A 21645-nucleotide genomic window follows, 5' to 3' on the forward strand; every position below is an offset into this window, starting at 1 on the left:
GCGTCTGGACGTTTCCATTTCATGCCAAATCGATCAAAAATGGTGCATTAATGGCAAAATTTCACGTAAATGATGCAATAAAACGGCAGGTAACGACGGCGGGTTTGTATCAAAAAAGAATGGCTTAGCTTTTTTCTATATAACGTTATTCGTATATATTTGTTTTCGCACACGGCGCAAAGAATATAATTCTCACTAATCCGGCCCCCAAATAATTAAGCCGGGCTAATAAAATATTCCGCCAGCAATTTCTGGCAAGATGCTATGTCCGGAAGGTGTGCAGTGCCAACATGGTTACCCTTAGCGATTGATTCTTTCTGGCCAATGCTTTCCGCGGGGCTGAAATTCACCATTCCCTTAACGCTGATCTCTTTTATTCTTGGGCTGTCGCTCGGGTTTGCGGTGGCACTTTTGCGTCTGTACGGCCCGGCCTTTTTAAAGCCGGTGATACGGTTTTACGTCTGGCTGATTCGCGGTACACCGCTGCTGGTGCAGCTATTTTTGATTTTCTACGCGTTGCCGAGCGCTGGGCTAACCATTGATGCCTTCCCTGCGGCGGTGATTGGCTTTACCGTCAATATTGGTGCGTATACCTCAGAAGTGATCAGGGCAACGCTGCTGGCCGTGCCGAAAGGGCAATGGGAAGCTGCCCATTCCATCAGCATGACATGGGCGCAGTCGCTGCGTCGTATTATTCTGCCGCAGGCCGCGCGCATCGCCGTGCCGCCGCTCTCTAACACTTTTATTTCACTGGTAAAAGACACTTCGCTGGCGTCGGTGATCACCGTACCGGAGATGTTTCTTGCCGCGCAGCAAATTGCGGCAGTGACCTATGAACCGCTGATTCTGTACAGCGAAGCGGCGATTATTTATCTGTTCTTCAGTTCGGTGTTATCGCATTTGCAAGAGAAGCTGGAGCGGAAATTAGCGGGTACGACAGTAAAAGGTCAGGTCAATGATAACGCTCTCCAGCATTGAAAAAAGTTTCGACGGCAGCCGGGTGCTGAAGAACATCAATTTAACGATTGAAGAAGGCACGGTAACCACGCTGATTGGCCCTTCAGGCAGCGGGAAAAGCACCTTATTGCGCTGCATTAATTTGCTGGAAATTCCTCAGTACGGGGAGCTGACCATCGGCAAAGAGCGCATCACATTCGCGCCGGACACGCGGATAAAAGGCCAGGATATTCGTCGCATCAGCCGCCAGACCGGCATGGTGTTTCAGAACTTCGCGCTGTTTCCGCATATGACCGCCCTCGACAACATCACCGAAGGGCTGATTACGGTGCATAAATGGGATCGCGAACGCGCCCGCCGCCGTGGTGAAGAACTGCTGGATAAAGTCGGCATGCTGCACAAATGCAACGCCCTGCCGAATACGCTCTCTGGCGGCCAGCAGCAGCGCGTGGCGATTGCCCGCGCGCTGGCGCCGTCACCGGCGGTGCTGCTGTGCGATGAACCGACTTCCGCACTCGATCCTGAGCTCTCCGGCGAAGTGGTGGCCGTGCTGCGCCAGCTGGCGCTGGAAGGAACAACCATGATCATGGCGACCCATGATTTGCGTCTGGCGGCGAATATCGCCAGCCAGGTGGTGTTTCTGGAAGCCGGGGAAATTGTTGAGTCCGGCTCCGCTAACGATTTGTTTTTACACGCGAAGAGACCCCGAACTGCGGAGTTTATCGCCTCTTTAAGCACCGCGCTCCCGTAATCCGGGGCGAGTTAATAAAAACAACATAGGGTAATGCAGATGAAAGTACTCGCAACATTAGTCGTCGCCGGGATTATGCAGCTTGGTTTTGCCCACGCAGCGCTGGCGCAGGATGATTTGGCAAAGATTCAGTCCGCTGGCGTACTGAAAATCGGTACTGAAGGCACCTATCCGCCGTTCACTTTCCACAATGCTTCCGGCACGCTGGAGGGTTTTGACGTAGAGATTGGCCGTGAAATCGCCAAACGCCTGAAAGTGAGCCCGCAGTTCGTAGAAGGGAAATGGGACGGCCTGATCGCCGGTGTCGATGCGAGCCGTTACGATGTGGTGATTAACCAGGTCGGCATTACGCCAGAACGCCAGAAGAAATTCGACTTCTCCGAGCCGTATATCGCGTCTAAAGCGGTGCTGATCGTCAATGACAAAAGCAGCATTAAAAGTTTTGAAGATCTGAAAGGCAAAAAATCAGCCCACACGCTGACCAGTAACTATGCGCAGATCGCTCGTAAATACGGGGCGGATATTGTGCCGACCGATGGCTTTAACCAATCTGTGGATTTAGTGGTGCAGGGCCGTGCCGATGCGACCATCAACGACAACCTGTCGTTCCTCGACTTCAAAAAACATAAACCGGATGCGCCAGTGAAAATTGTCGCAACCCAGTCTGACGCGGAGAAATCCGGCGTGTTGCTGCGCAAAAACAACCCGCAGCTGAAAGCGGCGATTGATAAAGCGCTGGAAGAGATCAAGGCCGACGGCACCTACGAACGTATTTCCCAGAAATACTTCGGTGCGGACGTGTCGAAGTAATTTTTAACCCCGCTGTAAAAGAGAACCGTAAGCCCGGATCGGGTTTACGGTTTTTTTATCATCACAAGACTGTAAAATGCGCTAGCTACGCTTTCTGCGAAATGTTTCTTCAACTGACCGGGAACGCCTTTACAGACTTCCTGTTTATCGACGTCGGAGATTTATGATGCCGTACAAGCTCTATACAGCCGTGTTGCTTCTCGCTGCCGCAAGTTTCTCTGCAACGGCAATTTCTGCTTCACCCCCTTCGATTGGCAATTTGATCAATGAACGTTTGTCCTTGATGAAAGATGTTGCCGGATATAAAGCGCAACATCACCAGGCGATTGAAGATCTACAGCAAGAGAAGAAGGTTCTGGAGAGCGCCACTGCTGATGCTGATTCGCTGGGATTAAAAGGCGAGAGCGTAAGGCCATTTATTCAGGCGCAGATGGACGCCGCCAAGGCGATTCAGTACCGCTATCGCGCCGACTGGTTGGCGGCGCCGGAAACTGACTGGCGGCCTCGCCCGCTTCAGGATGTCCGGACGCAAATCGGCAAACTTAGCCATCGTATTCTGCAAAGTGTGGCGGCACGATTAAAGTCCGGGCAACCTCTGACGGAACAGGGCCAGGAGGCATTTATGCACGCCGTGCAGCAGAAGAATTTACACGAGCAGGATAAGCATAGAATCTGGGAAACAATGAAAGGGATTTCGTTGAAAGATTAAGTAAAAAGCCCCTCCCATTACTGAGGAATCCCCATTAATGGGCGGGTGAAAAAAACAAGCATAGCGTTTTGTGCTCTACTGATTGTGCAACCAATTCAATGAGATCACCTCTATGCTTGCTTGCATCACCGTATCGGTTTATGGGCATTCTCGACAGGACGAATGCCTATCTGGTTTGACGAGGAGATAGCCGATCAGCATGGGCAAATCTCCAGCTCAAACAGACACAGAATCATATTCGAATGAAGCCGACGCTGGCTCACCATGATCAGCAACATAACTGCCTTTGCCGCGAATCCCGCTTTGCCACCCCGTTACACATGTTTTTCCAGCAGGCGGCAGCCCGCCTGCCAGGACTCCGCAATGCCTTCAATTCAGTAAATCGCTAAGGAAACGCCGTGCTCGCGGATGCTGCGGTGCGCTAAAGAATTGCTTCGGCGTTGTTTTCTCCAGAATTTGCCCCTGATCCATAAACCAGATGGTATCGGCCACATCGCGGGCAAAATGCATTTCATGGGTCACGCACATCATCGTCATCCCCTCCTGGGCCAGCGAGCGCATGACGCTTAAGACCTCCCCCACCATTTCAGGATCCAGCGCCGACGTCGGTTCATCGAACAGCATCACCGGCGGCTTCATCGCCAGCGCACGGGCGATAGCGACGCGCTGCTGTTGCCCGCCAGAGAGCTGGGCCGGATAGGCATTAGCTTTATGCGACAATCCCACTCGCTCCAGCAGTTCCCCGGCGTGTTTACGCGCCTCAGAACGTTTGGTGCCCAGCACTTTTACTGGCGACATCATGATGTTTTCCATCACCGACACGTGGGGAAACAGATTGAAGTTCTGAAAGACGAAACCGATACGGGTGCGCAACTGGTTCAGACGCATGCTGCTGCCGTGGATATCTATACCATCAAACAGAATCTGCCCCTGCTCGATAGGCTCCAGGCGGTTCACCGTGCGAATCAGCGTTGATTTCCCGGAGCCTGAGGGGCCGCAAACCACCACCACCTCCCCCGCTTTGACTTCGGCACTGAGGTCAGTCAGGGCGTGGTAATCGCCATACCATTTATTGACCTGATTAAACAAAATCATCGGGATCATGATGTTTCCTTATTAAGTTTGCGGTTGGCAAAGAAAAGAGGATCGTTCTGCTCTTCTCCCTGCTGCGGCTGCGCATTGAGCCGTTTGTTGGCAATCCAGCTTTCTAGCCTGTTTGCCAGCCATGTCAGGCTGAAACAGATGATGTAGTAGCTCAGGGCCACGATGGCGAAGACCTGAAACGGCTTGGTCAGGAGCTGGTTGCTGACCTGGTTTGCCGCATAGGTCAGTTCCGGCACGTTAATCACATAGCCCAGGGTACTGTCCTTGATGATCGACACCAGCTGGCTCACCAGGCTTGGCAATGCGTTGAACAATGCCTGCGGTAAGATCACCAGTCGCAGGGTTTTCAGATAACTCATCCCCAGCGCGCGTGATGCTTCATATTGCCCCTGCGGTAACGCCTGAATGCCGCCGCGGACAATCTCGGCGATGTAAGCACTTTCGTAGATAACCAGCGTGCAGAGCATGGTGGAAAAACCGCTGATATTCTGCCCAATCAGCAAGGGCACGCAGAAGTAGGTCCAGAACACCACCATCATCAGCGGGATACCGCGCAGGGTGTAGACCCAGCAGGCCGCCGCCCAGCGCAGCCCGCGCCACGGAGACAACCTCGCCAGCCCAACCAGCACGCCCAGCGGGAAAGAGAGCACGACCGCCAGCAGTGAAATTAACAGCGTGCAAAGAACGCCCCCGAGCGGCCCGTTCGGATACTGCCCCATCAGGAACAGCATGCCGTGGTCCTGCAAAATGGTAAAAACGTCAAACATGGTGTTTACCTCGCGTACACGCGTTGAAAATGACGGCCTAACAGCGCACCCAGCCCCATCAGTAGCAGCGAAAACGCCAGATAGCCCAACGTGCCAATGGCATAGGCCTCAAAAGTGCGGAAGGTCTGATTCTCAAGATCGCGCGTCACATAGGTTAACTCGGTCACCCCGATGACCATCGCAAGGCTGGTGTTTTTAAACAGCAGCACGGTGTGGTTAATCAGCGCAGGCAAGGCATTGCGGATCCCCTGCGGCAGGATCACCGAGCCCATTGCCCGCATATAGTTCATGCCCAGCGCACGCGCCGCCTCGTTTTGCCCGTCAGGAATGGCACGCAGGCCGCTGCGAATATCTTCGGAAAAGTAAGCCGCCTGGCATAATCCCAGGGCGAACATCGAGAAGAGGAACTCGGCGTTGAAATCGTTAATCCACATCTGTACCGACTCCGGCAGCAGCGTCGGAATGGCGAAATACCACATCATCAACTGAATCAGCGTGGGCACATTGCGGTGATACGAGACGTAAGCTGCCACCAGACGCACAGCGATGCGGTTTTCCGACAGGCGGATAACCAGCAGCAGCAGTGCGATAAACATAGCCAGCAGCCAGGCGCCCAACGCCAGTTCCAGCGTGACGATCGCGCCCTTCACGATCATCTCGCCATAGTGGCCTGTTAAAATGGTACTAAAATCAAGCGCCATAATGAGCCTCCTCTTAACCTGCTTAGACTGCGCTTTCGCCTGGACGCATCGTAGAAAGCCCGCCGGGTACCTGCAGCGTCGGCGTTATTTCAATATTGCCGATGTTCACTGCTATCGGGGCACTAACGGCAAAGGCCACGCAATCGGCAATATCTTTGGCCTCCGGCAGCTCAAAACCATCGATAAAACGCTTGCGCGCATCTTCATGATCGCCAGAAACATTGCCGAAAATATCGGTCGCCACGCGTCCCGGACAGATTTCGGTAATTCGCACGCGCTTGCCGTAGCAGTCAACGCGTAGCTGGCGTGAAAGAGCATGAACGCCCGCTTTGGTGGCGTGATAAACGGAGTTGCCGTTGAAGTTGTAAATCGCGGCAATCGACGTGATGTTGATAACGTGACCGCGGTCGCGCGCCATCATCCCTGGCACCAGCAAACGACACAGATGCAAAACCGCGCGCAGGTTGACGTTGAGCTGAGTTTCAATCACCTCTTCACTGGCATTGAGAATTGAACCGGGATGCGATACACCGGCGTTATTAACCAGAATGTCCACTTGCAGATCGCTGCATAAACGCGTCAGCGCATCGAGGTTGGCCATGTCTACGGCATGGGGAATACAGCCAGTCCGCTCCGCCAGTGTGGCTAATTGTTCCCGACGGCGCGCCACGGCGTGCACCGTAATCCCTTCCCGGCATAAACGCTCGACAATGGCTTCGCCCATACCGGCGGATGCACCGGTGACCAGGGCGACTTTATAATCTGAAAATGGCATATTGCCTCTCCTGTCATCACGGCATTTCTGAGATGCCGCATCGTATTTATTGTGTATTTTGACTCTATTCAGTTATGCCTCAGCGGTATAAGACATAAATGATTTGAGGCAATAAGGGGGACTTATAATCCTGAGAGAAATGAGTCATCTGATTGAATTTTCGCGATTTCCTGACCAAACTCCACGGCATCTCCCTCACTCACATGAAAGGAAACAAGCCGCCCGGCAACCGGGCTGCGTACGGGTAAATAGAGTGCACCCACTTTGACCAGGGCCAGTAAATCATGCTGTTTGATCGGACTACCCGGAGCGGCGAAATTCTCTGCAAGCAGAGGATGGCGCAGTAGTACCCGCCCAGGTGCCGGAGAACACATTAGCGTAAAACGCGGCAGTACATCCGCCGCAGGAAGGGGAGCAATAGACGGCGTAGTGGTGATATACACGGACCACGCCCTGCCCTTTAGCACAAGGTGAGAAATTGACGTGGCGCGCAGGCTTTGTGTGAGCTGCGTCAGCGCCTCAAGAGTAACTGTTTTTTCCATATCGACCCGGTACTGGCTGTTGTCTTCAGTGAATGCTTTCACTCTATCCCGCACACGTGACTGGCCAGTAAGAGGGTTTCGCTTTACGGCAATAAGGGAGACTTATTAGCTCACCAGCGTCAGGGGGCGGTTATCCGGTGTGCGGTTCGAGACCAGTGACAGCAGGATCGATTTCACCGCTTCAGCAGGTTCAGACAGCGGCAGATGATCCGAAATACAGAACGACAGTGACGCATGGACATCCGGTTCAATGATTTTTGCCATCCAGGCATCAGAGGCTTTCAACATCGCGCGGGCGGCCGATTCCGGCATGACCGTGCATCCCAGTCCGGCAGCCAGCGCCGCATTGAGGGTGGTTTGCGATTCAATTTCACAGGCGACCCGGTAATCCAGGCCCTCTTTGACGAAGGCGTCATCCACCACTTTACGCATGATGTTGTAAATGCGGGGCAGAAACAGGTCGTAACGCGCCACATCAGCCAGCGCGATCTCTTTAATGGGCTTATCAAGCGCATTGGGGCAAACAAAGCACAGGTGCTCTTTCATCAATGGAATAAAACGCAGTCCGTGGATCGCGCGGTTATCGTAAATCACCGCCATATCCATCCGCCCGTTCATGATGAGCTCACTTAAAGTGGTGCCGAAGTTTTCATTGAAATAAAGCACGACGCCAGGATGCTGACGCTGTACCTCCTGCATCAGCGGAATGGCAAGCTGTTGCGCCGCGGTTCCGGGGGCGAGCCCCACAGAGACATTGCCACACAGCTCCATGCCTGAGCGGTCAATGGCGCTCTGCGCCTGCGCGCACTGGCGTAAAATCGCCTGCGCATGGGTATACAGGATTTTACCTGCGGTGGTTGGCGTCACGCCACGCTTGGTGCGAATCAACAGTTGCTGATTGACTTCCCCTTCCAGCGTCGCGAGCTGCTGGCTAAGCGCGGGCTGAGCAATATGCAGGATATCCGCCGCCTGGGTTAAACTTCCCACATCGACAATCTTGATGAAATATTTCAGGCGACGCAGATTCATAGCTTTTCTCCAGAGATGGCTTTTCCATCAATAAAGCAATGGCTGTGCCAGTTCTGATGATTGCGTATCCACACAGTCTGCTTATGTCTTTATGGCGGCAAACGCTCGCTGCCATCGCCCCGACCCGCATTCTGCCATCCGTTCCCCGCACTCCCACGGTGCAAAAGGGCACGGGCTTGCATCATTGCGGTATCTTTCCTGTTGTTCAGTCATTGTTTTGCATTATGTCCCCACAACAAAGCAGTATTATCCGCTCGCCAGGCCTGTTCCCTATTCTCAGATTTCATCCACCGCGCGCGAGCGCGGTTCCCGCTGAATCAACTGGAACACCTGTGATATGCCTGATATTGCCGATCGACTTAAAAACATAGCTATTTCAGCGTCCGTTGCGATGACGCAAAAAGCGCGCGATCTCGCCGCGCAGGGGATTGACGTGGTGGGGCTTTCCACCGGCGAGCCGGATTTCCCAACCCCACCGCACGCCATTGAAGCCGCCTACGCCGCTGCGCTGGCTGGCGATACGCGTTATCCGCCAACGGACGGAACGCCCGCGTTACGCGCCGCCATTCAGCGCAAGTTCAGGCGTGATAACGGGCTGGATTATGATGTCAGCCAGATAATCACCACTGGCGGCGCGCGGCAGATGATCTTCAACGCCATGCTGGCCACGTTAAACCCTGGCGACGAAGTGGTGATCCCGTCGCCATCATGGATCAGCTATGCTGATATCGTGAAATTTGCGGGCGCGACGCCCGTTCCGGTGCCGTGCTACGAAGAAAACGGCTTTAAACCGCTACCTGGCGATATCGCCGCGGCCATCACGGGAAAAACTAAATGGCTGCTGCTGAACTACCCGAGCAACCCCACCGGGTCCGTCGCCAGCCGCGAAGAGCTGCAGGGGATTGCCGATGTGATGCTGGATAATCCGCATGTCTGGATCCTGACTGACGATATTTATGAACACCTGATTTATGACGGCTGCGTCTTCCTGACCATCGCGCAGGTTGAACCCCGTCTATATGACCGGGTGCTGACGGTGAATGGCGTGTCGAAGGCTTACTCGATGACCGGCTGGCGTCTCGGGTTCTGCGGAGGACCGGCTCCGCTGATTAAAGCGATGAGCAATGTGAACACGCAGAACGCCGGGGGGATCGCCACGCTGGCACAGGCAGCGGCAATTGCGGTGCTGGATGGCCCACAGGATCTGTTGAAAGAGCGTGCGGCTATCTATCGCGAGCGGCGCGATTTCGTGCTGGAGAAACTGGCGGCAATCCCCGGACTGGTGTGCCACAAGCCGCAGGGCGCGTTCTATCTGTTCGTCAATATCGCGGCATTTATAGGGAAAGCCAGCGCGGGCGGACGGCAAATTAACAACGACGCGGATTTTGTGATGGCGCTGATTGAAGAGCAACACGTGGTGACCGTTCAGGGGGCGGCATACGGTATGAGTCCGTATATTCGCCTCTCTTACGCCACCAGCATGGAGCGGCTGCAAACCGGCTGCGAGCGTCTCGCCGCGTTTTGCGAGGGATGCCAATAAGCATTAACCCCGGCTGGCGCTTCGCTTAGCCGGGATTTTCGCTGTAACACCTGGCCTGATACTCACCCCCCGATCCCGATATTCACATTCCTCGCCATAAAAAAAAGCCCGACGGCGTTGACGCCTGTCAGGCTTAAAACACACCGCAATCAACGCTACTGCTGTAACACTTCCGCCGCCGGAGCCACGATGCCGCCACAGGCTTCAATCTCGCTGCGTACAATCTTCGCCAGCGCTAATGAACCCGGCGTGTCGCTGTGTACCAGAATCGAGCGGGCGCGTACGGCAAGAGGATACCCTTCAATGGTGGTCACCGTCCCTTCCTGCAAAAACTGGCGAACCCGCCCTCGCACGACACCTTCTTCTTTGATTACCGCACCTGGCTTGCCGCGCGGCACCAGACGCCCGGCGGCATCATAGGCCCGGTCAGCCAGAAACAGCGTTAACCCCGGTAAACCGACACTTTTCGCCGCCTGCTCAATAAGGGTGTCTGGCTGGGAAAAAACGATCAGGCTCGGGTCGAGGCGATAAATCGCCTGCATCACCTGACGCGCCAGTGCTTCATCGCGGTTAATCATATTGCCCATTGCCGCATGGAAACTCACATGCGACACCGTCGCCCCTTCATGCTTCGCAATCGCCTGCAGCGCGCCAATCTGGTACACCACCTGCTGGCAAATCTCATCCGGGCTAAAGGCAATCTCTTTACGTCCAAATCCTGACCTGTCCGGCAGCCCCGGATGCGCGCCAATTCCAACACCCCGAAGCTTCGCCAGGCGTACCATTTGCGTCATGATGGCCGGATCCCCCGCATGAAAACCGCAGGCGATATTGGCCGAAGAGACGACCTGCATCAGGGCTTCATCATCACAGAGTTGATAAACACCAAAGCCCTCTCCCATATCGGAGTTCACATCTATTTTCATCATTGTTTATTTCCCATTCACGCTGATAAGCGAACGCGAAAAATCGCGCAACCGTGCCAGCCAGCGTTCAGTCGCCTGCCGCGCCACGATAGCCTGCTTCGCATCACTCTGGATTAACTGAATCGACTGCCCGGCCTGTAGCTGGCCGAGCCGCCAGAGATCTTCTTCAATCACGCAGGCAATTTTGGGATAACCACCTGCGGTATTCGCATCGCTTAACTGTATGATCGGCTCCCCTGCTGGCGGCACCTGCACAATGCCCGGAATCAGCCCATAAGAACGCATCTCAACCGTACGGGAGGGGAAAATCGGTTCACCGGCAAGGCGATAACCGGTGCGGTTGCTTTGGCGGGAAATCTGCCAGGGTTGCTGCCAGAAACGCAGATGATCCGCCGCGAATAACGCATACTCGCCGGATGGAATCGCCCGCACCGGCACAATTCCCTTCACCGGGGCGGCAAAAACATCACGTAGCGCCAGTTCCGGCGGCTCAATACCCACACCGCCTTCAGGCAACGGCTTGTACGTTGCCGGGCCAGGGGGTAGTCGATCTCCTGCCTCCAGCGGACGCCCCTCAACGCCGCCAAAGCCGCCTCGCAGCGCGGTGCTGCGCGAACCTAACACCTCGGGCACATTGATGCCGCCGGCCACACAGAGATACCCCCGGCTACCGGAACGAGGATAACGCATCTCCAGTACCTGGCCTTTTTTAACCTGGCAGCCCCACCAGGGTGGCAGATCGGTATCATCCAGACGCGCCCGGCAGTCAGCCCCTGTCAACGCAATGGTTACTGCTTCATGAAAGCGCACACGAAATGGAAACATCTGCACTTCAATGACGGCAGCGTTGTCATCGTTGCCCAACAGCGCGTTACCTGCCCGCAAGGCCAGCGGGTCCATGACGCCGCTGACTGACACGCCAAGGTGGCGGAAACCAAAACGCCCCAAATCCTGCACGGTGTTTAGCGAGCCCGTGCGTTCGATTTCGATCACAGTTCTATCCTTTCGGGTAAAAAACGGATGCTGTCACCAGGGGCCATCAACGCGGGGTTAGCCGCATGCGGATCAAACACCTCCAGTTCGGCAAAACCAATCGCGTTCCAGCCATTCGGCCCGGTCAATACCGACACGCCCGTTTGCGCACCACCAATGGTCACTGTCCCTTTGAGCATATTGAGCGAGGGCACCTTTTTACGCGGCGTCGCCAGCAAAGGATCCAGACCATGCAAATAACCAAACCCCGGCGCGCTGCCCAACGCCACCACGGTGTATTCCCCCTGATAGTGGCGGCGGATCACCTCTTTTTCCGTAAAACCGGTGTGGCGGCACACCGATGCAAGATCGCTTGCCAGCTCGCCGCCATAGTGCACCGGGATCTCAATCAATTGCCCCTGCGGCTGCACCTCCCGCGCTTCTCGCCAGTATTCACGTAGCCGATGCGGGAATGCGTCCTCCTCTTCCGGCGTCTGTCTGAGCAACACCAGTAAATTGGTGACGCCGGGAATCAGCGTTTCGACGTCATCACATTGAGAGAGCCTTTGCGCCAGGGACCAGATTCGCCGTTGCGCGGCCAGGCTAAATTCCCCCGGCGCTTCCACCAGCCAGGCACGACTCCCCATAGTCGAGAGCGTGATCTCCGCCGCTAAAGAAACAGACGCGTGTTGCTCTAACCAGGCCATAACTTATTCCAGCGGTTCAAATTTCAGGTTCGACAGTGGCTGTACGCGCTCTTCGCGCACCATCTTGTACTCGGTATTTGGCCCAATCCAGCGGTCCCAGATTTTGTCGATGGTGCCATCGCTGTCGATGGTTTTCAGGCTGGTATTAACCGCGTTGAGCAGCGCGGGTTCGTCACGTTTCATGCCCACGCCAATCGGCTCCAGTGCCATAGGTTCTTTGATCATCGCAAGCTCAACACCGTCTTTTTTCGCCTGGGAGATCATCTTAATGCCGGTCATGGTGTTGGTCACAAAGCCGACCACCTTGTTTTGTTCCAGTGCGAGGAAAGCGGATGCCGCATCCTGGAATGTCACGGCCTTGCCGCCTTTAATATGGATCGACTGCTCAGAGGTGGTGCCTTTGGTGGCGCTGATACGTTTGCCTTTAAAATCGGCGAGGGTTTTATCCGCGTTCTCTTTTTTCACCAGCAGCATCTCTTTGGCGACATAGTACGGGTCGCTGAACTGGATCTGATTGCCACGCGTTTTGGTGTAGGCAAGGTTAGCAATCAGTACATCGGCACGGCCCGTTGCGATAACCGCAATGCGTGCCTCAACAGAGGTCGGCACCAGCGTTAATTTCAGCCCCATTTTCTCTGCCAGCGCCGTGCAAAGGTCAACGTCCATGCCCACCAGTTGACGCGTTTTGACATCCGGCGATGAAAATGGCGGTACGTCGGAGTAGACCGCACATTTCAGATCGCCATGCGCAGTAATATCCGAGAGCAGATCAGCACTGGCCCCAATGCTGGTCAGTAAAAGTGGCAATGCCAGAGCGGCAGATAATTTCTTTGCTGTCATGATGTTTTCCCCAAAGTGCTAACTCGTTGAATACACGCCGTTGTATTACCAGATTTCATTCGGTATGGCAGACCGTATACCCTGGAATATACGGGCTTTATTTTCGACGGTATAAGAGGGAAACCCTGTCGCGGGATACACAATTTATATGACGGATACCATGCGAAAACGCGCCGTTACGGTAATAAGAAAAGGTTATTCAGACAGAGGCAAATTATCTTATCAGCGCACTTTCCCGACGTTCTAAGGTTGGGTTTCATCCACATCTGTACGTTGTCAAATCAAAGGTAAGATAATGAATGCCAAACTCGGGATGTTGCTGAAAATAATGTCAGCACTGTGCGCGACATTAATGCTGGCCTGCGTCAAAGGGCTCAACGGCGCCATCCCCACCGGAGAAGTGATTTTTTTCCGTTCATTTGTCGCATTATTCCCGCTGCTACTGTGGCTAAAGCTGCAGGGCAACGTCATGAAAAGCCTCAAAACCCGCAATATTTTCGGCCATTTTATTCGCGGTTTTTCCGGGACCGGTGGCATGTATTTTAACTACCTGGCGCTGGTCTATATTTCGCTGGCTGATGCCACCGCCATCAGCTATGCCGCTCCGCTCTTTACCGTGCTGATGGCGGCACTCCTGCTGAAAGAAAATGTCCGTTTTTCCCGCTGGCTGGCGGTAGTTGTTGGCTTTAGCGGCATCGTCATTATGCTGTCGTCAAACCTGACGCTGGGCCACGCTTTGCGCTCATCGGGGCTTACTCTTGACGGCGCAGCCTTAGGGGCGGTGTTCGCGCTGCTGGCGGCAGTCTGTTCGGCAACCTCCAGTGTACAAATTCGCTTTTTAAATGGTATCGAGACGCCAGGCGCCATCGTCTTCTATTTTTCATTAATGACGACGCTAATTGGCCTGTCGTCTGCGCTATTTGGCTGGTCACGTCCAACAGGCTGGCAGTGGGCGCTGCTATTTGGCTGTGGTTTTTTTGGCGGTGTGGCACAAATTCTGGTGACACTCAGCCTGCGCTATGCCGATGCATCACTGCTGGCACCGTTTGATTACACCACGCTGGTGTGGTCGATGGTGATTGGCTATCTGTTTCTCGACAGTCTGCCCGGACACGCCACACTGATTGGGGCCGCTATCGTTGCTGTCGCCGGGATCTTCACTATCTGGTGCGATAGGCGTCAGCGCAAAGGGCAAATCATGCGTTCCTCATAATCCTGAACCGCCATTCATGAATATCCCCGGTGGCGCCTCGCTTATCGGGGCTCCAACCGTGCAGGCAAGTAGCCCGGATAAAGCGTTCGCGCCGTCATCCGGGAGCATTCCATGGCGGCGCGAACCGATCGAATATTACGGATATAATCCTCTGTCTTTACGCGCCAACAGGATACGTTCGCAGGCCACGGCATAAGCGGCGGTACGCAGGGTTATATTCAGTGTCTGCGCTTTATTCCACACGGTTTCCAGCGCACTTTGCATAATGGTATCCAGCCGTTTGTCGATCTCCTCTTCACTCCAGAAAAAGCTGGAAAAATCCTGTACCCATTCGAAGTAGCTGACGGTGACGCCACCCGCGTTGGCGATAACATCCGGTACGACCACCACGCCCCGCGCCTGCAAAATATCATCGGCTTCCGGCAGTGTCGGGCCATTAGCCCCTTCCAGCACCAGCTTGCAGGATAAAGCGGCAGCGCGTTCTGCGGTAATTTGCCCTTCCAGCGCCGCCGGGATCAGTATGTCGTGATCCCGCGTCCAGAACGTTTCATCCGCCACAGTATCAGCGCCAGGAAAACCGAGGATCTTGCCATGCGCCTTTTGCCAGGCAATCAGCGCCGGTATATCAATGCCGTCTGGGTGATAGAGCGTGCAGAACTGATCCTGTACCGCGACAACACGTGCGCCGTGCTGATGGAACAGCCCGGCGCTGACGCTGCCAACGTTGCCAAAGCCCTGCACCGCCACACGGCTTTGCGCCACGTCGATACCCAGCGCCTGCGCCGCCTGGCAGCCCGTCACATACACGCCGCGTCCGGTTGCTTTAACGCGCCCCAGCGAACCGCCCAGATGGACCGGTTTACCGGTGACCGCGCCCGTGGAGGGCTTGCCAACGTTCATCGACCAGGTATCCATCATCCACGCCATGATTTGCGCATTGGTACCGACATCCGGTGCCGGAATATCCTGCTGTGGCCCGATAAAAATACCGATTTCGCTGGTATAGCGCCGGGTCAGGCGCTCCAGTTCTTTATGTGACAGCGTAACGGGGTCGACGCGCACGCCGCCTTTCGCGCCGCCGAAGGGCAAATTCAGCGCCGCGCATTTGACGGTCATCCAGGCGGAGAGCGCCATCACCTCTTCCAGAGTGACATCAGGATGAAAACGCACCCCGCCCTTGCCCGGCCCGCGCGATAAATTGTGCTGGACCCGATAGCCCTCGAAATGGCGTACGCTGCCGTCATCCATTTCCAGCGGAATATCGACGATTAACGCGCGGCGCGGATGACGCAGGGTATCGGCCCAGTGGCTCAGCTCCCCCAACAAGGGCAGGACACGTTCCACTTGCGCCAGATAGATGGACCACGCCGAGTGACGCGCACCGGACACATAAGACAGTTCAGACAAAACACACCTCCGTAAGTCACAGAATAGAAACCGTTTTAACCGACTTCAGGTTACTCCTGGCGAAGGGGTGTAGCTTTTACAAGATTGCTATAACGTCATACGGGAAATTTATTACCAGGAAAATCAAAAGCAGTTCAACTCACCGTGATTGCGGATAAGTCCAGCAGTAAAAACTGGAAATATGAAGGGAATGAACAATTCCCTCTCCATGCAGGAGAGGGAGAAGCTTGCGGGAAGGAATTATTTCTCGTGCAAGCCAAGTTTCTTTTCCAGATAGTGGATATTGGTGCCACCGTTCTGGAAATTTTCGTCGTTCATGATGCGGGTCTGCAACTCCACGTTGGTTTTGATACCGTCGATAATCAGCTCCTGCAACGCATTCTTCATGCGCGCAATCGCCACATCGCGGCTCTCACCGTAGCAGATCAGTTTGCCGATCATGGAATCGTAATACGGCGGCACGGTATAGCCGGCGTAAATGTGCGATTCCCAGCGAACGCCAAAACCACCCGGTGCGTGGAAGCGCGTGATTTTACCCGGGCTCGGCAGGAAGGTGTCCGGATCTTCGGCGTTGATACGACATTCCACCGCATGGCCCCTAACCACCACTTCATCCTGCTTGATAGACAGTGGCTGACCGGCTGCAATACACAGTTGCTCTTTGATCAGGTCAACACCGGTGATCATCTCGGTTACCGGGTGTTCTACCTGAATACGGGTGTTCATTTCAATAAAGTAGAACTCGCCGTTTTCGAACAGGAACTCGAAAGTACCCGCCCCGCGATAGCCGATATCCACACAGGCTTTCGAGCAACGCTCGCCGATATAGCGACGCAATTCCGGGGTGATACCCGGCGCCGGTGCTTCTTCCACCACTTTCTGGTGGCGGCGCTGCATGGAGCAGTCGCGCTCGGCCAGATAGATGGCGTTACCCTGGCCGTCTGCCAGCACCTGGATCTCGATGTGACGGGGATTTTCCAGGTATTTCTCCATGTACACCATGTCGTTGTTGAAAGCGGCTTTCGCTTCCGCACGGGTCATGGTGATGGAGTGCGCCAGGTCGGCATCTTTATGCACGACGCGCATGCCGCGACCGCCGCCGCCGCCGGAGGCTTTGATAATCACCGGGTAACCGATGCGTTTGGCATGTGCGCGGTTCACGTCAATATCATCGCCAAGCGGACCGTCAGAGCCCGGAACGGTCGGCACGCCGGCTTTCTTCATGGCGGTAATCGCGGACACTTTGTCGCCCATCAGGCGAATGGTGTCGGCCTTCGGGCCGATAAAGATAAAGCCCGAGCGTTCAACCTGTTCGGCAAAGTTGGCGTTCTCAGAAAGGAAGCCGTAGCCCGGGTGGATCGCCACGGCGCCGGTGATTTCGGCAGCAGAGATGATCGCCGGGATGTTAAGATAGCTTTTCACGGACGGTGCCGGACCGATAGAGACCGTTTCGTCCGCCAGCAGTACGTGTTTTAAATCGCGATCCGCGGTGGAGTGCACGGCGACGGTCCTGATGCCCAGTTCCTGACAGGCACGAAGAATACGCAGTGCGATCTCGCCGCGGTTAGCGATAACAATTTTATCCAGCATGTGCGCCTCATGACTCGATGACGACCAGCGGCTCGTCAAATTCAACCGGTTGGCCACTTTCCACCAGAATGGCTTTCACCACGCCTGCTTTATCCGCTTCGATCTGGTTCATCATTTTCATGGCTTCAACGATGCACAGGGTGTCGCCCGCGTTAACTTTCTGCCCCATTTCGATGAAGGCTTTCGCGTCCGGGCTCGGGGTGCGGTAGAAAGTACCAACCATTGGGGAACGTACGATGTTGCCACTGATTTCCGCTGCGGCAGTCGGTGCTTCCGTAGCGGTTACGGCTGGTACGACAGCGGCTACCGAAGGCTGGGCTATCGGCGCAGCATAAGCCTGCTGCATCATTGGGTAGCCGACATTCGGCGCGGTGCGGCTGATGCGAACAGACTCTTCGCCTTCAGAAATTTCCAGTTCGGAGATGCCTGACGCTTCGACCAGTTCGATCAATTTTGTGATTTTATCAATATCCATAGGTGTCTCTGTGCTGAATATCGCGCAAGGGCAACGATGTTAATACGCTGTGTATAGAAGAGGTTATAGCAAAGCGCAGCGATAAACAGGACATACAGAGATCAGGTGGTGTCATAACAAAACACGAAGTATCAGGGAGTGCCCTGTTGACTCGCATGTGGGCCAGACAAGAAACATGCCTTCACTTTCCGGGGGGACATTCCTGAAACCAAATTCTTAAACGCGTATGCTGAATCCATGTATCCCCCTGTCAGCGCTCATTCAATAGTAGCTACGATGATTTACGAAGAAGATTAAGGGCTAATGACATTCACCCCATATTCTGATAACAGAATGATGAACATCATCCAGATCGCGAGGTTCATGACCGGATTGCCAATACTCTGAATACCCAGTCAAATTAAATCACCGGTGAGAATCAGAACCCCTACTTCAGCTGTTGCTCAAAATAAACTCGTAGCGTTCCGGACGAATGAAAAAGCGAGAGTTCTCAGCGCACTGCCCGTTTTCAAACCAGGATGTTCGCTCCAGTAGAAAAAGCGGCGCGTTTTTATCGGTTCCCAGCACGTCAACGAGTCCCTTATCCGCGAAGGCCAGCCGGATGGCAATATCGGAGCGACTGATGTGATGTTGCGTGGCTTTTTCTAACAGGACCCAGGTCGGTTCCTTCTCGGTCTCTTCCCAGCTCAGCTCATGAGGAAATGCAGGGAAATGACTGTAACCCACCGCAATGGGATCATTATCCACCAGATGCAGCCGTGAAATAAACGTCAGCGTCCGGGACATTTGAAACAGCGATTGCAGCGACTCTGGCGTTGGCACCTCCTCTTTGACCAGCAAACGCATTGTGGCATTCAGCCCCTGCTGCTTTAGCGACTCATGAAAGCTACGCATGACGTTGATGCCATGTGCAACCTTCTTGCCCGATATGTAGGTTCCCTTTCCCTGCTTGCGCTCGACAATCCCCTGCTCTGTCAGATGCTTCAGCGCGAGCCGTACCGTCACCCTGCTGACCGCAAATCGCTGTTCAAGCGCAGCTTCAGAGGGCAGTTTTCCGCCAGGTTGAAAATGCCCGGCGGCAATTTCCTGCCGCAGGGTATCGGCAATCTGCCGGTAGAGCGATGTAATGTTTTCACGCACCAGTGTCATTCAGGTTCCGTCTCTCGTATTCCGTTCGGATCTAGTTTAGTCAGAAGCGATCTTAGATCAACTTGTATTAATACGTATTATAACCACATCTCATTATTTCTTATACGTGACGCTCAGCATGACGAATTCTCAACCATACGCACTGGCGGTAGACAATATCACTTTTCGCTATCCCGGCGGCGCGCCGGTATTCAGCCATTTCAGTTTTCATGCCCGCCAGGGGGAGTTTGTGGTGTTGCTGGGCCCCTCGGGGTGCGGTAAGAGCACGTTACTCAATCTGCTGGCCGGTTTCACAGAGCCGGAGCGGGGAGCCGTGCGGATTGGCGGTGAGCGTACCACGCCGGAAAACCATCGGCTTGGCTATGTTTTTCAGCAGCCACAGCTCTTTGGCTGGCTGACCGCGCTGGAGAATGTCCGGTTCGGATTGCGGATGCAAAGGCGCGAGGACGTGGCCTCTCAGCGCCGACGCGCTATGACATATCTGCAACGTGTGGGCCTGGTACATGCCGCACATCAGTTGCCGCACCAGATGTCCGGGGGCATGCAGCAGCGCGTGTCACTGGCTCGCGCGCTGGCGCTGGAGCCGGATGTTCTGTTAATGGACGAACCATTTGCTGCGCTCGATGCCATCACCCGTGGGGACATGAACGAGGAGACACTACGTCTCTGGTCCGCCATTGGGCAGACAACGGTCTTCATCACCCACGATATTGAAGAGGCTGTGTTTCTTGCTGACCGCGTCATCGTTCTGAATCGTGCACCCGGTGGCGTACACAGCGAATTGTCCATCGCCTTACCGCGCCCGCGAAGCAATCTGGAGACGCGACAGCTTCCGGCTTTTGCCATGTACCGTAATGAATTACTGAAGCGCATTACCGATGTGATGCAGCAGTCCGACAACCACTCACTCTAACAAAACGGAACATCAATCAAATGGGTAAATCATTTCTTGCTGTGCTGATATCAGGGGTTTTATTCAATGCTGCTGACGCTGCGGATTCCCAGCCGCTGCGTATTGGCTGGGTCTATGCGCTGGCCAACGCGCCTGCACTTATCGCCGAGAAAGAGGGTTTTTATCAGCAGGAAGGGCTGACCGTCGAGCTTAAATCCTTTGGTGATGGTCCCGTCATCAGTCAGGCGCTGGCGGCGCATGAACTTGATGCAGCCTATATGGGTGCGACACCGGTATTCCAGTGGTTTTCGCGCGGGCTCAAGGGGCAAATTATCGCTAAGGTGAACAGCGGACAGGCCGCGCTGATCGTTCCCGCACAGAGTGCTATTTCCCGGTTGGCTGACCTAAAAGGCAAACGCATCGCTGGCGTCAAAAAAGGGAGCGGAATGGATGTTCTGCTGCGCGGTGTGGTGCTGCAACAGCAGGCAGGTCTGGTTGCTGACAAAGATGCTCAGATCCTGAGTATGCCCGCCGGTAACATGCCCGCTGCGCTGCAGCAGGGCGTTGTGGATGCAGCCTTCACCTGGGAGCCCTTTGTCAGCGAAGCACTGCTGCGCGGCGACGCCAGACTGCTGCTCGATGTAAACAAAGTCCAACCAGGTTATCCGTGGTATGTACTGATGGCGTTACCGGAGACCCTGAAGGACCGCCCGGACGATGTAGTGAAGCTTATCCGTGCGCATCAGAAAGCAGTGGATTTTATCAATCAGCATCCTGCAGAAGCCGATCGGATCATGGCCGATGCGTTTAAGCTGCGGGCCATTAAAACCGCTGACGGTAAAACGCTGCCGCCGGAGGCGCTGGTTCAGGAAGCCCGTAAACGTATTGAGTGGTCTGTGTCACTGACGAAGAAAGATGGCGCCTTTTTTGAGCAGCTGATGAAGGACTCACAGACGCTGGGCTACATGCAAAAGGCGCCAGAGCTGAATGAATTTGTTGATACGCAGTGGCTGACAAAAGCAGGGATAACGCAGTGAAGTTCAAACCCAACTGGGGCTGGGCTTCCCTGCCCGCATTACTCATGGTCTGGATTATCGTTGCGAGTCACTATCCCTCTTATGTGTTGCCGCAACCCTGGGACGTATGGCGGGAAGCCATACGCTGGTTCAGTGATGGTTCCATCTGGGGTCAGCTACAGGCCAGCCTGCTGGAAGAATTCACCGGCTTTATGACTGCCGTGCTGCTGGCACTGATTCTTGGCGTCAGCGCCGGACTTTCCGATCGCGTCAGGGAGTTCCTTACGCCGCTGAACAGCCTGTTTATGGCTATCCCGCCCATCGCATGGGCACCGCTGATGCTGCTGATCTTCGGCCTGGGATTCGTTTCCATCGTGGTGGTGATTGTCATCGCTGCGCTGTTCCCGATGTGTCTGACCATTCAGGAGGGGATCCGCGGCATCCGTGGCGGTGAAGTGCGTGCAGCACGCACGCTGGGAGCTCGACCGTTTCAACTGCTTCTTCATGTCTATCTGCCCAGCTCCCTGCCATTTATCACCGCCGCACTGCGCATCGGATTCAGCCAGGCATGGCGTGCGCTGGTGGCAGCGGAAATGCTCGGCGCCTCTCAGGGCATAGGCTGGATGGTTGCCATGGGCGGACAGACGGGTAACAGCAGTCAGGTACTACTGGGAATTTGCCTTATCGGGCTTATCGCCTGGTTAATGGAAAATCTTGTTTTTCGCCGCATTGAACAGCGCTATCAGCGCTGGCGCGCCCAATAATTGTGAGGT

At 54.8% G+C, this 21645-nt stretch carries 23 protein-coding genes; 9 read left to right on the forward strand and 14 right to left on the reverse strand.

Going from position 1 to position 21645, the window contains the following annotated elements:
- The first annotated feature begins 282 nt into the window (after positions 1–282).
- The 4 genes from F8562_RS09785 (at position 283) to F8562_RS09800 (ending at position 3227) form a co-directional block, all read left to right on the forward strand.
- Entirely contained in the window at positions 283–978 is a 696-nt protein-coding gene (locus F8562_RS09785) for an amino acid ABC transporter permease (protein ID WP_014229048.1), read from the forward strand.
- Positions 956–1708, forward strand: coding sequence for an amino acid ABC transporter ATP-binding protein (locus tag F8562_RS09790; protein WP_014838254.1), 753 nt, complete (start codon positions 956–958; stop codon positions 1706–1708). The genes F8562_RS09785 and F8562_RS09790 overlap by 23 nt, the downstream gene beginning before the upstream one ends.
- 39 nt (positions 1709–1747) lie before the next feature.
- Positions 1748–2518 carry an amino acid ABC transporter substrate-binding protein gene (locus F8562_RS09795; RefSeq protein ID WP_094909477.1) on the forward strand — a complete coding sequence of 257 codons (771 nt, stop codon included), beginning with the start codon at positions 1748–1750 and terminating at the stop codon, positions 2516–2518.
- 163 nt (positions 2519–2681) lie between these two features.
- Positions 2682–3227, forward strand: a complete 546-nt coding sequence (locus F8562_RS09800) for a chorismate mutase (protein WP_179294853.1) — start codon at positions 2682–2684, stop codon at positions 3225–3227.
- Positions 3228–3596: 369 nt separating this feature from the next.
- Here F8562_RS09800 and F8562_RS09805 read toward each other — a convergent pair whose 3' ends face one another.
- The 6 genes from F8562_RS09805 to nac all read right to left on the reverse strand — a co-directional run bounded on the left by F8562_RS09805 (position 3597) and on the right by nac (position 8145).
- Positions 3597–4331 carry an amino acid ABC transporter ATP-binding protein gene (locus F8562_RS09805; RefSeq protein ID WP_014838252.1) on the reverse strand — a complete coding sequence of 245 codons (735 nt, stop codon included), beginning with the start codon at positions 4329–4331 and terminating at the stop codon, positions 3597–3599.
- The gene (locus F8562_RS09810; protein WP_014838251.1) at positions 4328–5098 is read right to left on the reverse strand and encodes an amino acid ABC transporter permease; all 771 of its coding nucleotides are present in this window, start codon (positions 5096–5098) and stop codon (positions 4328–4330) included. Before F8562_RS09810 ends, F8562_RS09805 begins: the two co-directional genes overlap by 4 nt.
- Positions 5099–5103: 5 nt before the next feature.
- Positions 5104–5799 carry an amino acid ABC transporter permease gene (locus F8562_RS09815; protein WP_014838250.1) on the reverse strand — a complete coding sequence of 232 codons (696 nt, stop codon included), beginning with the start codon at positions 5797–5799 and terminating at the stop codon, positions 5104–5106.
- 22 nt (positions 5800–5821) lie between these two features.
- Positions 5822–6574, reverse strand: coding sequence for an SDR family oxidoreductase (locus F8562_RS09820; RefSeq protein WP_014838249.1), 753 nt, complete (start codon positions 6572–6574; stop codon positions 5822–5824).
- A 122-nt stretch (positions 6575–6696) separates the two neighbouring features.
- Positions 6697–7158: an acetyl-CoA carboxylase biotin carboxyl carrier protein gene (locus F8562_RS09825; protein ID WP_224256598.1), complete on the reverse strand. Its 462-nt coding sequence runs from the start codon at positions 7156–7158 to the stop codon at positions 6697–6699.
- 63 nt (positions 7159–7221) lie between these two features.
- Entirely contained in the window at positions 7222–8145 is a 924-nt protein-coding gene (gene nac / locus F8562_RS09830; protein ID WP_014838248.1) for a nitrogen assimilation transcriptional regulator NAC, read from the reverse strand.
- A 337-nt stretch (positions 8146–8482) separates the two neighbouring features.
- Between nac and F8562_RS09835 the strand changes: the two genes are divergently transcribed.
- A complete protein-coding gene (locus F8562_RS09835; RefSeq protein WP_014838247.1) occupies positions 8483–9685 on the forward strand; it encodes a pyridoxal phosphate-dependent aminotransferase in 1203 nt (400 codons plus the stop codon).
- A gap of 155 nt (positions 9686–9840) precedes the next feature.
- On the opposite strand, the gene F8562_RS09840 is transcribed toward F8562_RS09835, so the two are convergent.
- The 4 genes from F8562_RS09840 to F8562_RS09855 are packed head-to-tail and all read right to left on the reverse strand — an operon-like array spanning position 9841 to position 13130.
- The gene (locus F8562_RS09840) at positions 9841–10611 is read right to left on the reverse strand and encodes a 5-oxoprolinase subunit PxpA (RefSeq protein WP_032719801.1); all 771 of its coding nucleotides are present in this window, start codon (positions 10609–10611) and stop codon (positions 9841–9843) included.
- Positions 10612–10617: 6 nt separating this feature from the next.
- Complete coding sequence (locus F8562_RS09845; RefSeq protein WP_032692719.1) at positions 10618–11604, reverse strand: biotin-dependent carboxyltransferase family protein; 987 nt, start codon at positions 11602–11604, stop codon at positions 10618–10620.
- On the reverse strand, positions 11601–12290 hold the full coding sequence (gene pxpB / locus F8562_RS09850) for a 5-oxoprolinase subunit PxpB (protein WP_014838244.1): 690 nt from the start codon (positions 12288–12290) through the stop codon (positions 11601–11603). Before pxpB ends, F8562_RS09845 begins: the two co-directional genes overlap by 4 nt.
- Positions 12291–12293: 3 nt before the next feature.
- The gene (locus tag F8562_RS09855; RefSeq protein WP_094909467.1) at positions 12294–13130 is read right to left on the reverse strand and encodes a transporter substrate-binding domain-containing protein; all 837 of its coding nucleotides are present in this window, start codon (positions 13128–13130) and stop codon (positions 12294–12296) included.
- 295 nt (positions 13131–13425) lie between these two features.
- Between F8562_RS09855 and F8562_RS09860 the strand changes: the two genes are divergently transcribed.
- Entirely contained in the window at positions 13426–14343 is a 918-nt protein-coding gene (locus F8562_RS09860) for a DMT family transporter (RefSeq protein WP_014838242.1), read from the forward strand.
- A 135-nt stretch (positions 14344–14478) separates the two neighbouring features.
- On the opposite strand, the gene F8562_RS09865 is transcribed toward F8562_RS09860, so the two are convergent.
- From F8562_RS09865 to F8562_RS09880, 4 genes are all read right to left on the reverse strand, one after another.
- Positions 14479–15750 carry a Glu/Leu/Phe/Val family dehydrogenase gene (locus F8562_RS09865; RefSeq protein WP_014838241.1) on the reverse strand — a complete coding sequence of 424 codons (1272 nt, stop codon included), beginning with the start codon at positions 15748–15750 and terminating at the stop codon, positions 14479–14481.
- A 240-nt stretch (positions 15751–15990) separates the two neighbouring features.
- Positions 15991–17340, reverse strand: coding sequence for an acetyl-CoA carboxylase biotin carboxylase subunit (accC, locus tag F8562_RS09870; protein ID WP_014838240.1), 1350 nt, complete (start codon positions 17338–17340; stop codon positions 15991–15993).
- Between the two features lie 7 nt (positions 17341–17347).
- Positions 17348–17815 carry an acetyl-CoA carboxylase biotin carboxyl carrier protein gene (gene accB / locus F8562_RS09875; protein ID WP_094909468.1) on the reverse strand — a complete coding sequence of 156 codons (468 nt, stop codon included), beginning with the start codon at positions 17813–17815 and terminating at the stop codon, positions 17348–17350.
- Positions 17816–18247: 432 nt separating this feature from the next.
- Positions 18248–18964 carry a GntR family transcriptional regulator gene (locus F8562_RS09880; RefSeq protein ID WP_014838238.1) on the reverse strand — a complete coding sequence of 239 codons (717 nt, stop codon included), beginning with the start codon at positions 18962–18964 and terminating at the stop codon, positions 18248–18250.
- Positions 18965–19082: 118 nt separating this feature from the next.
- On the opposite strand from F8562_RS09880, the gene F8562_RS09885 reads away from it, so the two are divergent.
- From F8562_RS09885 to F8562_RS09895, 3 genes are read left to right on the forward strand one after another with little or no spacing between them, the layout of a single operon-like run.
- Positions 19083–19877 carry an ABC transporter ATP-binding protein gene (locus F8562_RS09885; protein ID WP_025107016.1) on the forward strand — a complete coding sequence of 265 codons (795 nt, stop codon included), beginning with the start codon at positions 19083–19085 and terminating at the stop codon, positions 19875–19877.
- A 20-nt stretch (positions 19878–19897) separates the two neighbouring features.
- Complete coding sequence (locus F8562_RS09890) at positions 19898–20893, forward strand: ABC transporter substrate-binding protein (RefSeq protein ID WP_014229041.1); 996 nt, start codon at positions 19898–19900, stop codon at positions 20891–20893.
- Positions 20890–21636 carry an ABC transporter permease gene (locus F8562_RS09895; protein ID WP_014838235.1) on the forward strand — a complete coding sequence of 249 codons (747 nt, stop codon included), beginning with the start codon at positions 20890–20892 and terminating at the stop codon, positions 21634–21636. Before F8562_RS09890 ends, F8562_RS09895 begins: the two co-directional genes overlap by 4 nt.
- The last annotated feature ends 9 nt before the right edge of the window (positions 21637–21645 follow it).

Origin of the sequence: Klebsiella sp. RCJ4 (genome assembly GCF_009025755.1) — a bacterium.
Lineage (GTDB): Bacteria > Pseudomonadota > Gammaproteobacteria > Enterobacterales > Enterobacteriaceae > Klebsiella > Klebsiella michiganensis.

Coding starts and splice junctions, on each gene's coding strand:
- F8562_RS09800 (WP_179294853.1), top strand. CDS start 2,682: ATGATGCCGTACAAGCTCTATACAGCCGTGTTGCTTCTCGCTGCCGCA.
- F8562_RS09840 (WP_032719801.1), bottom strand. CDS start 10,611: ATGAAAATAGATGTGAACTCCGATATGGGAGAGGGCTTTGGTGTTTAT.
- nac (WP_014838248.1), bottom strand. CDS start 8,145: ATGAATCTGCGTCGCCTGAAATATTTCATCAAGATTGTCGATGTGGGA.
- accC (WP_014838240.1), bottom strand. CDS start 17,340: ATGCTGGATAAAATTGTTATCGCTAACCGCGGCGAGATCGCACTGCGT.
- pxpB (WP_014838244.1), bottom strand. CDS start 12,290: ATGGCCTGGTTAGAGCAACACGCGTCTGTTTCTTTAGCGGCGGAGATC.
- F8562_RS09860 (WP_014838242.1), top strand. CDS start 13,426: ATGAATGCCAAACTCGGGATGTTGCTGAAAATAATGTCAGCACTGTGC.
- accB (WP_094909468.1), bottom strand. CDS start 17,815: ATGGATATTGATAAAATCACAAAATTGATCGAACTGGTCGAAGCGTCA.
- F8562_RS09880 (WP_014838238.1), bottom strand. CDS start 18,964: ATGACACTGGTGCGTGAAAACATTACATCGCTCTACCGGCAGATTGCC.
- F8562_RS09890 (WP_014229041.1), top strand. CDS start 19,898: ATGGGTAAATCATTTCTTGCTGTGCTGATATCAGGGGTTTTATTCAAT.
- F8562_RS09885 (WP_025107016.1), top strand. CDS start 19,083: ATGACGAATTCTCAACCATACGCACTGGCGGTAGACAATATCACTTTT.
- F8562_RS09805 (WP_014838252.1), bottom strand. CDS start 4,331: ATGATCCCGATGATTTTGTTTAATCAGGTCAATAAATGGTATGGCGAT.
- F8562_RS09815 (WP_014838250.1), bottom strand. CDS start 5,799: ATGGCGCTTGATTTTAGTACCATTTTAACAGGCCACTATGGCGAGATG.
- F8562_RS09835 (WP_014838247.1), top strand. CDS start 8,483: ATGCCTGATATTGCCGATCGACTTAAAAACATAGCTATTTCAGCGTCC.
- F8562_RS09790 (WP_014838254.1), top strand. CDS start 956: ATGATAACGCTCTCCAGCATTGAAAAAAGTTTCGACGGCAGCCGGGTG.
- F8562_RS09855 (WP_094909467.1), bottom strand. CDS start 13,130: ATGACAGCAAAGAAATTATCTGCCGCTCTGGCATTGCCACTTTTACTG.
- F8562_RS09810 (WP_014838251.1), bottom strand. CDS start 5,098: ATGTTTGACGTTTTTACCATTTTGCAGGACCACGGCATGCTGTTCCTG.
- F8562_RS09820 (WP_014838249.1), bottom strand. CDS start 6,574: ATGCCATTTTCAGATTATAAAGTCGCCCTGGTCACCGGTGCATCCGCC.
- F8562_RS09795 (WP_094909477.1), top strand. CDS start 1,748: ATGAAAGTACTCGCAACATTAGTCGTCGCCGGGATTATGCAGCTTGGT.